This window comes from Nocardia sp. NPDC056611, assembly GCF_042792755.1.
In the GTDB taxonomy this organism is placed as follows: Bacteria; Actinomycetota; Actinomycetes; order Mycobacteriales; family Mycobacteriaceae; genus Nocardia.
The window spans coordinates 1,546,372-1,556,767 of record NZ_JBHTVV010000002.1; the positions used below are offsets into that span (position 1 = coordinate 1,546,372).

The 10,396-nt window shown below is 64.1% G+C and carries 8 protein-coding genes; 5 read left to right on the plus strand and 3 right to left on the minus strand.

Going from position 1 to position 10,396, the window contains the following annotated elements; all coding sequences use genetic code 11:
• Positions 1–69: 69 nt before the first annotated feature.
• Positions 70–1,077, plus strand: a complete 1,008-nt coding sequence (locus tag ACFRAQ_RS15910) for a pentapeptide repeat-containing protein (protein WP_379099845.1) — start codon at positions 70–72, stop codon at positions 1,075–1,077.
• 1,326 nt (positions 1,078–2,403) lie between these two features.
• Here the strand turns inward: ACFRAQ_RS15910 and ACFRAQ_RS15915 are convergent.
• The gene (locus tag ACFRAQ_RS15915) at positions 2,404–2,814 is read right to left on the minus strand and encodes a hypothetical protein (RefSeq protein WP_379099848.1); all 411 of its coding nucleotides are present in this window, start codon (positions 2,812–2,814) and stop codon (positions 2,404–2,406) included.
• A gap of 825 nt (positions 2,815–3,639) precedes the next feature.
• Here ACFRAQ_RS15915 and ACFRAQ_RS15920 point away from each other — a divergent pair.
• The 4 genes from ACFRAQ_RS15920 (at position 3,640) to ACFRAQ_RS15935 (ending at position 8,664) form a co-directional block, all read left to right on the plus strand.
• A complete protein-coding gene (locus ACFRAQ_RS15920) occupies positions 3,640–4,425 on the plus strand; it encodes an FkbM family methyltransferase (RefSeq protein WP_379099851.1) in 786 nt (261 codons plus the stop codon).
• A 168-nt stretch (positions 4,426–4,593) separates the two neighbouring features.
• Positions 4,594–5,076 (plus strand): cation:proton antiporter regulatory subunit, encoded by a 483-nt coding sequence (locus ACFRAQ_RS15925; RefSeq protein ID WP_379099854.1) that lies wholly within the window; start codon positions 4,594–4,596, stop codon positions 5,074–5,076.
• Positions 5,077–5,082: 6 nt separating this feature from the next.
• Positions 5,083–6,261, plus strand: coding sequence for a cation:proton antiporter (locus ACFRAQ_RS15930; protein ID WP_379099857.1), 1,179 nt, complete (start codon positions 5,083–5,085; stop codon positions 6,259–6,261).
• 306 nt (positions 6,262–6,567) lie between these two features.
• Positions 6,568–8,664: an acyltransferase family protein gene (locus ACFRAQ_RS15935; protein ID WP_379099861.1), complete on the plus strand. Its 2,097-nt coding sequence runs from the start codon at positions 6,568–6,570 to the stop codon at positions 8,662–8,664.
• Between the two features lie 110 nt (positions 8,665–8,774).
• Here ACFRAQ_RS15935 and ACFRAQ_RS15940 read toward each other — a convergent pair whose 3' ends face one another.
• Together ACFRAQ_RS15940 and ACFRAQ_RS15945 are read right to left on the minus strand one after the other, a co-directional pair.
• Positions 8,775–9,437, minus strand: coding sequence for an IS5 family transposase (locus ACFRAQ_RS15940; protein ID WP_379099864.1), 663 nt, complete (start codon positions 9,435–9,437; stop codon positions 8,775–8,777).
• 190 nt (positions 9,438–9,627) lie between these two features.
• The gene (locus ACFRAQ_RS15945; protein ID WP_379099867.1) at positions 9,628–10,341 is read right to left on the minus strand and encodes an FkbM family methyltransferase; all 714 of its coding nucleotides are present in this window, start codon (positions 10,339–10,341) and stop codon (positions 9,628–9,630) included.
• Positions 10,342–10,396: the final 55 nt, after the last annotated feature.

Genomic DNA, 10,396 nt, shown 5'->3' on the forward strand with positions numbered 1-10,396 from the left:
ATGCGTCGATGCTGGTCACATACGGCGTGGTGCCCTTCGCTAGCTCAGGTCCAGCGTCATGATGCCGTGGTGACCTCGAGTGAGCCGACGTCGTCAGAAGCACCGAAAGCACCGGGAGGACAGCGGCCGCTGCGGACTGCGGCGGGTGCTGTACGCGGCTGGGCCAACAAGGACTTGTGGACCGCATTGGCAGCCATCACCACCGCGTCGGCGGCGGTCGGGGCCCTGGTCTTCACGGGTCTGAATCTGCGCGAGACGCGGCACCAGTACGGTCTGTCTCAGCAAGTGCAAGTCACTGATCGTTTCGGTAAGTCCGTCGAGCATCTGGGTTCCGACCAGCAGACTGTACGAGTAGGCGGGGTCTACGCGTTGGAGCGCATTGCCCGAGATTCCGCGGCCGACTCGCAAACGGTGGTCGAGGTACTCGGCGCGTTTCTGCGGTCGCGAGAATTGACCAATTGCCCGGATGTCGAGCTGCCGGTAGACACTTCTCCGGTTGCGGAGCCGGCACCGGCAGACCTGTGGGCCGCCGCAGCGGCCATCAGTCACACGTACACGCCGTTCCGGGACCACCAGCTCGATCTCCGGAAGACCTGCCTGGTCATGATCGATCTGTCCGGCAAGCGTTTCAGCCATACGGTCTTCATGCATGCGTGGTTGACATGGTCCAAGCTCTGCGCGACCACACTGGATGGCGCCAACTTGCAGGGCGCGCGAGTGGACTTCGCAAACCTGGAGGGTGCAGATCTGTCCGGCGCCAACCTCGAATTTGCGAATCTGTCCTACTCGAGGTTGGACCGTGTGAACCTATCGGCGTTGGACGGCAGAGGTGCGGACTTGGCGCACGCAGATCTGCACGCGACGTCGTTGCGGGGCGCGAACCTCTCGCGCGCCAATTTCTTCATGGCGGACCTCGGTTACGCTCATCTGGAAGGAGCGAACCTTGCGGATGCCGATCTCCACCAGCTCCTGAGCACCGACCATCTGACCTACGACGACAAGACGGTGTGGCCCGAGGGGTACAAACCCCCGCCCAGTGACCCCGCGCCCAATTTCCAGTACAGCCAACAGTGCTGATTCCGCTGACTTGCGCTTTTCCTCCTCGGGTCGAAGTCAGCGCCGGCGCCCCATCAAGGCCCACCCGATAATGAATGACAGGATCGTCCACATGACAATAAAAAGGACGACAAGTTCCGCAGTCGCCAACCACTGACCTCCGCCGAGGGAACAATTACTTTGCGTGTTGCCATTCGAACCTCACAGCTCGTTGGCGATCAAAAGACTTCGTACACGCTCTTCCATGAGCCGGCGAGCACGCACGGCGGACCACCGGTCTTTGGCGTACAGCCCCGGGAAGTCCGCACTGAAGGCTATGAAGAGAGACCTCTCGCTGCTCCATACGACCTGAACATTGCCGAACGTCACGCTGCCCGACGTCATCGTGTTGTCTTCCTCGACTCGCGATTCGATGTTTCGGAAGAGTGACGGAAGGGAACTTGCCGAAATAAAACTCGTGGATGGCGACGCAGGGCTTGTCGGGCGGCGCCCGCGTAGGACGGCGCCATCGATGGCGTATCGACCATTTCCTCTTCCTGTTCGCTTCGTATCGCACGGGCGGAAACCCGGACGGTGGTGCCACTGGACTCGGGCGGCACCACCGCGCAACATTGGGGGCGTGGGTGGGCACGTCCTCAATCGGGGATCCGCATTGAGGGATTGCGGATCATTCGCCAGATTACCTCTAGAGACCTCATTTTTAAACATTAACCGAAGGAAATTCCGATTTGTCCATTTAATGACCGGCCCATAACGGGCAAAATGGACGCTATGAGGCGATATTTCCGCAGTTGAACCCGAGGGCTGGCATCGCATACGACGCAGGGTCAGCGCTTCGATCCTATTGCTACAAAATAGCCACATTCGTGGTAGTGGTGCCCAGCGAGTGGGGACCGATCGGTATTGGCGTCCCGTTGGCCGCGATCGGATCCTGGAGGGAAGAGAGATCATCACGACCGGGCAGTGGTATCGACAATTCTGAGAATGACGCACTGCGTGAGATCACCAAGGCAAGCTCCGAGCAAGAGGCGACCGGCCCTTCGCCGAACTCGAGAAGGTCTTCATTCTCCGCGGTAGGCCGCCGAAAGTACTCCGTTCGGCAGGGAACCCCTGCCGAATGTCGGTGCGTTCGTTGTCCCGGCACCTGGTCTCGCAGGCAGGTCGCGACATCTCTCGATCACCGCGAAGGCCTCATCGCAAGTGATACTGCCTGAAGCAGCAGTCAACGACGAGGCCCCCGGAGGCTCGGTGCGGTTCACGCCCGGGGCGACGGGGTGAAATCCCCTGCACGGCGATGGAATTGGTCCTGCGGCCCGGGGCGCAGGCAGGCGCTGACCGAGTGCTACGTCAGTGCGACAGTTTCGACCTGTTCGGCTTGCCAGGGTTGACCAGGCGGGCGGTGACCTCGCCCAGAGCGCCGACTTTGACCTTGATCAACTGACGGGCGTGCGCGGCGAACGCCGGCAAGGACCCGCCGACGTCGTTCGTCGCCCGGCGGCCGATCAGGCGGAACGGTCGCCTCGAGGGAATCGCGACGAACGCTGTTGTGGCGCCGCGCAACACGACAGCGGCGGGAGTGCTCCGAGTCAGACTCTCGAGGCACTCCATCAGAAGCTGTTCGCGCTCGTCGCCGGACAGCGTCGTCGTCCGACCAGCAGGGGCCGACGAGAGAATACGGACAACTCCGCCCAACTCCACGTCCATCCCTGTGGCGGATACCAGGGTTGCGAGGTGCTCGGCCACTTCCGGTGAAGTCATCAATCCGTCCCAAATCTGCTCACATGTTTCTCGGAATTCTCGTGAGGCTCCTCGCGCGGCTGCCGCCGGCTTCACAGGCGCCCGCAGAGTCTCGAGACACTCGATCGGTACAGCGGCACGACGCGGCGGGCCAGCAGCCGCCGATAGATGATAGGCATAGCGTGTGGCAACTGTCTCGCAATTTGACATGATCTGGATCCTCTAAATCTCGCGGGACACACAGACACTGTTCGCACCGCCTCAGATGCGAATCCACGGAGCGTCAGCGCGACATCCTCTCGACAGTGAAGCAAGACCGATTCGGTGGCAAAGTGTTCGCTAACAAGGCTGTTGCGGCGCCACAGGCCGCCTGGCGGTGCCGTTCAGAGCGACTGAATTCCAGACCAAACGGACATACTTGCTCAGATTTAATGCGACCCTTTCCGGTAAATACAGGACGCGAGTCGTCGTGAGGGCTAGAGTGACCCGCTAGGTGTACGACGACCGTCGACGCCGGGCTGCGGGGTTCCGGCGATTCGAAATCTGGTTGTGGTTCGGTGTATCGGGGCGGTGGATCCGATACGTGCCATCGCGCACGGGACCGAAGGCGGTCCCGGCGCGGCACCGTTCGAGCGGGCTCATCGAGCTTCGATACGACGAAGGTCCGGGGTCGGGGTGGCGACCGCCGGGTAACTCGCTGCGGTGGGCGGCGACCGACTCTTCCATGGGCTCAATAGTTTTCGCAAGCGGCTATATCTGCCGCACCGTCGTCGATACGCGTCACCCGAATTGATACGCCCCACGATGCCGGCCGCGCTCGGCCCTGTTCCGGAAAGGTGCTTGACGATGCTGACTTCCCTCAAACGACTCACTCTCGCGGACGGCAGATCGGTGACCTGCACGAGCCCCGCCGAGGCCCGGATGCTCTGGGACGAGATGTCGACGCAGGGGTACTACCGACGGGCGGCCGCCCAACTGCACCCGGACGACATCGTGCTCGATATCGGCGCGAACATCGGTCTCAGCGCAATAGCCTTCGCCGATACCTGTCCCGGCGTGCGCGTCATCGCCGTCGAGCCCGCTCCACTGACATTCGAGTGCTTGCGCCGCAACATGGTTGCGCACGTTCCCGACGGCATCGCGCTCGAAATCGGCGTAGGCGCAGCGAAGGGCACCGCACAGTTCACCTGGTACCCACGGGCGTCAGCGAACTACAGCCTGTACGCGGACCGTCAGTGTGAGAACCAGTCGACGACGATCTTTCTGCAGAATTGCGGCCTCGATCAGAAGGCGATCGCTCTCGTCACCAACGACCTGCAGGACGGGGAACAGATCGACGTGGAGGTTACTACCGTGTCGGCATTGCTGGCGGATCAGGCGCCGGCAGGCGAAATCGGTTTGGTCAAAATCGATGTCGAGCGAGCGGAACTGGATGTCGTCCGCGGCATAGCCGAATCGGACTGGGCTCGGATGCGAACCGTCGTCGCCGAAGTCCACGACTGTGGCGATCGCCTGGCACAGTTCTGTGCGCTGTTGCGCTCCCAGGGTTTGGCTACGGAGGTGCGTCAGGACGCGTTCCTGCGCGGAACGGAGCTCTACGAGGTCTTCGCCTTTCGGCCACCAATCTGGTGACGCAGTGACGAGCTGTCCGGGTCTGCCGTTGGCCGCGCATACTCGGAACCCTTTGCTCTGCAAGGGATCTTCCTGAGCATCGACGAGTCCAGACCACTGTCGATCGGGACGGCGGAAGGGTGCTGAGGTCCCCGAACCCGATGAGTAGATGTCCGTTATGTTCGATTTGTGAATATTGAAGTGACTCCCTTGCCCGGCATCGGCATACGGAAGGAGTTCGGGCTGTCCGGATCGCGTCGCCGCGTCGGCGTGATCGACCACAAGGACGGATCCATCGATCTGCTCATCGGCCGCATCGGCAATCCCGATGCCTCGGAACAGATTCCGATGAGCGGCCCCGAGGCCGCGGTGCTCGCCAACCTCCTGGGGGCACCGCAGCTGATGGCCCAGCTCGACGACGAACATCGGGAATTGACAGGTCTGGCGTCCCGGCAGCTGCCCTTACGTGCCGGATCCCCGTATGACGGACGTCTACTCGGTGATACCCAGATGCGGACTCGCACGACGACGTCCATCGTCGCTGTCATGCGCGCTGGGCACGTACTGCCCTCTCCCGGCCCCGATTTCGTGCTGACCGCCGGAGACATGCTCGTGGTGGTCGGCACGGTCGACGGACTCACCGCGGCCGGCCGGATCCTGACGGACGGCTGAGGACTGATGGCACACCAAACAGCCCTGTCCCTGATTCAACTCGGTGCCGTCTTCTTCGGACTCGGCCTGCTGGGCCGCCTGGCCGGCCGGATCGGTATGTCGCCGATCCCGCTCTACCTGGTGGGCGGTCTGGTGTTCGGCACCGGCGGTCTCATCGAACTTCATCATGTCGACGAATTCATCGAACTCGCCAGCGAGATCGGTGTCATCCTGCTGTTGTTGCTGCTCGGTCTCGAGTACACCGCCTCCGAACTGGTGACCGGACTGCGCAGTTCGTGGGCGGCGGGACTGGTCGACATCGTGCTCAACGTCACCCCCGGCGTCGCGGTGGCGTTGCTGCTGGGCTGGGGCGTCACCGGCGCCATCGCCATGGCCGGAGTCACCTACATTTCCTCCTCGGGCATCGTGGCGAAGGTGCTCAACGACCTGGGTCGAGTCGGGAACCGCGAAACCCCCACCATCCTTTCGATTCTCGTGTTCGAGGACCTCGTCATGGCCGGCTACCTACCGGTGCTGACCGCGGTCCTGGCGGGGGTGGGCTTCGTGGCCGGATTGCAGACGGTCGGCATCGCGCTGGCCGCGGTCACCCTGGTGCTCGTCGTAGCCTTGCGCTTCGGCCGCTACGTGTCGCTGATCGTCGACAGCAGTGATCGGGAGATCTTCCTGCTCAAGTTGCTGGGCTCGGCGCTGCTGGTCGCGGGATTCGCCTCCGCGTTGCAGGTTTCGGCGGCGGTCGGTGCGTTCCTGCTCGGCATCGCCATCTCCGATTCCACCGCCCACAACGCCACCAAACTCCTGGAACCGATCCGGGACCTGTTCGCGGCGTTGTTCTTCGTGCTGTTCGGGCTGAGTACCGATCCGGCGAGCATTCCGCCGGTGCTGGGCTGGGCAGTGCTGCTGGCGGTGGTCACGGCGTCCACCAAGATCGCCACCGGCTGGTGGGCTGCCGGGCGGGCCGGGGCTTCCCGCTACGGACGTGCTCGCGCTGGATCCGCGCTCGTGGCCCACGGTGAATTCTCCATCGTCATCGCTGGTCTCGCCGTGGCCGCGGGCGCCGCACCACCGGAGTTCGCGGCACTGGCGACGACCTATGTGCTGTTGATGGCCATTCTCGGTCCGGTCGCCGCCCGCGGGCTCGAACCGATTCTGCGTAGCGTCGATCGGCTACGGGTACGCGCGGCCTGACAACGGGCTCGCACCGGCGATCACCGCTGGAGTGTTTCCCGCAGATCCGCGCGCGTGAGAGTGGGTCGAGCTCAGCCCACGGGGGAGTAGTGAGCTCGGCCCACCCGTCGCCGCGACCTGGTGGCACGGTCCACCCGTTCGCCGGAATACGCCCGAGGCGGGAGCTGTGAGTGTGGTGTGAGTGACGGGTGCGTTCGTTTGCACTGCTACCGATCGTGGTAAACAGTCCGCTGTCCACTTTCCGCCCGCCCTGCATCAGCCGACGCCCTCGGCGCACTGCAGGACCTTCGCTGTCAGAGGTAGCCGATGAGGTTGTCGACTCGCGTACGCCGCGAGGAGAACCAGGATGCGCCACGTCGAACGGTGGGCTCGCAGTACCGGCTGGACCTGGACGGATTACGCGGACTGGCTGTCGCGCTGGTCGTGATGTTCCACATCTGGATGGGCCGCGTGTCCGGCGGCGTCGATGTCTTCCTGACGCTGTCGGGCTTCTTCTTCACCGGGATGCTGATACGCCGAGCCGAGTCGACCGGATCGGTCGACATGGTCGCCATGGTGCGACGTACGCTCGCGCGACTGGTCCCGGCAATGGTCGCGGTGCTGGCCGCGGTGGTTGTCGCGGCGTTCTACATCATCCCGTACACGCGGTGGTCCGACATCGCCACCCAGACGACGGCTTCGATGTTCTACTACCAGAATTGGCAGTTGGCGCTGTCGTGGTCGAACTACCTGGCCGCAGACCCGAGCGTGAGTCCACTGCAACATTTGTGGTCGATGTCGGTGCAAGGCCAGTACTACCTACTCGCCATCACCATCGTGGCCGGCATCGCCTGGGTGCTGTCCCGTCGCGCGAGCACCGCCCGTTTGCTGCGCCCCGTGCTGCTGACTGTCATCAGCTCTGTTGGCGTGGCATCTTTCGCCTATGCCGCGCACGGTGCGGCCACGCATCAGGGCTGGAACTACTACGACAGTTTCGCGCGATTGTGGGAGCTGCTGGCCGGTGCGACGTGCGTGATCGTGGCCCCGATGATCTCGCCGCCGCGGCCGGTGCGGTGGCTACTGGCGATAGCCGGTGTGGCCGGGGTGCTGGCGTGTGGAGTGGTCCTCGACGGCGCCGATCTGTTCCCGGGCCCGGCCGCCTTGCTTCCGGTCGGAGCGACCATCGCGTTGATCGCCAGCGGCGCCAACACCGATCCCGCGTCGCGACCCCTGCCCAACAGGCTGCTCGGCACTTCGCCGGCGGTTCGGCTGGGAGAACTGGCCTACGCGCTGTATCTGTGGCATTGGCCGCTCCTGATCTTCCTTCTCGTCGAAACCGGCCGGCCGCGGGCGGGATTCACCGACGGTGTGTTGATCATCGGCGCTTCGCTCGTACTCGCCTGGATGACCCACCGATGGATCGAGCAGCCGCTGCGTTCGGGGACACGGCCCCCGGCCCTGTCCACCGGATATCGGCGGGCCGCATGGTCGATGATCGCGGTGCTCGGCGCATCAGTGATCGGCGTGACCTCGGCCTGGCATTTCGTCATACGCACCCAATCCACATCGGCCGTCAGCGCATTCGCCTTGGATCCTGCGATCTACCCCGGCGCTGAGGCATTGGTCAGCGGCGCCTCCGCACCACTCGCGAAGATGCGGCCCACCGTGTTGGAAGCGCCCTCGGAATTGCCGCCGCCCACCCTCGATGGCTGTATCGCCGACTGGAACACCCGCGACGTCGTGACTTGCACCTACGGAGACACCACCGCGGAGCGCACGCTGGCGGTGGTGGGTAGTTCACACGCCGAGCACTGGCTGCCCGCTCTGCAGATTCTCGCCGCCGAGAACGATTTCCGGATTGTCGTCTACTTGAAGATGGGCTGTCCGCTCACCGTCGCCGCGGACCCCATGTACAAAGGCCAGCCCAATCCGGACTGCCGAGACTGGTCCCGTGAGGTGATCGACCGTCTCGGTGCCGACCGCCCGGACTGGGTGTTCACCACTGGCACCCGGCCCGTGGACGACGGTGGTGACGAAACGCCCCAGGACTACCTGGATGTGTGGACCCAACTGTCCGCCCGCAATCTCAATGTCATCGCCGTCCGCGACACCCCGTGGTTGCGGCGCAATGGTATTCGCTACAGCGGGATCGACTGTTTGAGCAAAGGTGGCGACCGGCTCAGCTGCGGCATGAAACGCGACTATGCCCTCAATCCGGTCGACCCGGCTCTCGAGCCCGCGGCGGCCTACCCCAACGTATTCCCGATCGACCTCACCGATGCTGTCTGCGAACCTGATATCTGCCCCGTGGTCGAGGGCAACATCCTCATCTACCACGACGAGCATCACTTCACCGCCAGCTATTCCAGGTCTCTGGCCCCCGCGCTCGGCCGAGAACTCCAGCCGATCCTGGGATGGTGGTGACCGGCCTTCCACCACCCAGCCAGCCCACCTCAATACGTCACGGTGACGTATTGAGAGGATCCCGTGAGCCTAGGGGAGCGGCCCAAAGAAGGCCCGGGCGCGCTCAACCCCTAGGTCTTGTCTCCCAATGATTTGAGCCATTCGACGACGATGGCCAGGACGAATCCGGCACGGTAGGTGGTCGCGAGCTTGTCGTAGCGAGTCGCGACCGCTCGCCAGTGCTTGGCCTTGTTGAAAGCTCGTTCGATGACGTTGCGCCGCTTGTAGAGCTGAGGGTCGAAGTTCGGTGCCCGGCCGCCAGCACGGCCCTTGCGTTTGCGGTTAGCGACCTGATCGGAGTGTTCCGGAATCACGGTCTGGATCTGCTTGCGCCGCAGCAGGGTTCGATTCGACGCAGCCGAGTAGGCGCGGTCGGCGATCGCAACCTGCGGGTTCCGGCGTGGCGGTCCGCCGTCCAGCCGCGGCACCACCGCCGCATCCAGCAACTGTGGCAGCAGCGGGGAGTCGTTGGTTTGACCGGGCGTCAGCAGCACCGCCAGACCGCGACCGGCACCATCGGTGGCCAGATGAATCTTGGTCGTCAGCGCGCCTCGGGACCGCCCGATGCCAGCAGTGCAGTCAGTACCCGATCCCAGGTGCCGTCGGCGGCATAGCGGCGGTGGCGTTTCCATACCGTCTGCCTGATCGCGGTCGCCACAGCGGCCATGATGCACGATCGGCCCCAGCAATGGGGCCGATCGATTCACCCCATTGGGAGACACGACCCAGCCCACGGGTTCGCGCCGTACACCGGCGGCGAGGGGCTCGGGCGGCACCGACTGGTCCCCGTGGACGACGGACACTACGACGACCACTGACCGGTTCACGGTCCCGCAGTACCGATTCGGCGGCGACCAGCTCGCGCAGTCCACCACCTCGTCCTTGTCGCCGAGCGGGTCGCGGCCGGGCGGCGTCTGTATCGAGTCAGTAGTCCGCGGGCCGGGCGGCGTAGACCTCGTGCAGTTCGGTCCCGGCCAAGGAGGGGTCTTGCCTGTTGTGCGGGGACAGTCCGTGCCGGCTCAGCAACTCGCAAAACTGGGCCAAACGGCCGTCGGTGTCGTGTACCTCGGCCACGACGGCACGAATACGGGGCCAATCCGTTTCGGAAATGCCGCGCAAGACGTCCAATTCTGCCCGCTCCACATCCACTTTGAGCAGCCCGATCTGAGCGTCGGGGGCGTGTTCGGCCAGCACCGCCGACACCGTGGTCACGTCCACGTCGATCTGCTCGCCATCGTGCAGCCCGGCAGTGATGTATCCGATTGATTCATCGTCCAGGCCGCTGTTGCGCAGAAATATCCTGGTGTTTTCATCGTCTCGTTCGCGGTCGGCATACAGACTGGAATTGGCCGACGCCTGCGGGTACCAGGTGAACGGCAAAGTCCTGGGCACGGCACCGACCGCAACCTGCAACGACACCCCGTGCGGCACATGAGCGGCCATGTTGCGCTGGAGGCAGTGAAAGATCATCGGTACCGGCTCGGCGGCGATGACCCCGATTCCGGGGCACTTCTCCGCGAACATCATCGTGGCGAGTCCGATGTTCGCGCCGATGTCCAAGACGATCTCCTCGGGCCGCAGGCGGGCAGCGGCGTGCTGGTAGAGGCCGTCCGCCGCCATCGTCTCGCGCCACAACATGCGCGCCTCGGCCGGACTCGTGCAGGTCACGGTTCTGTCATCGTCGAGTCGAAAC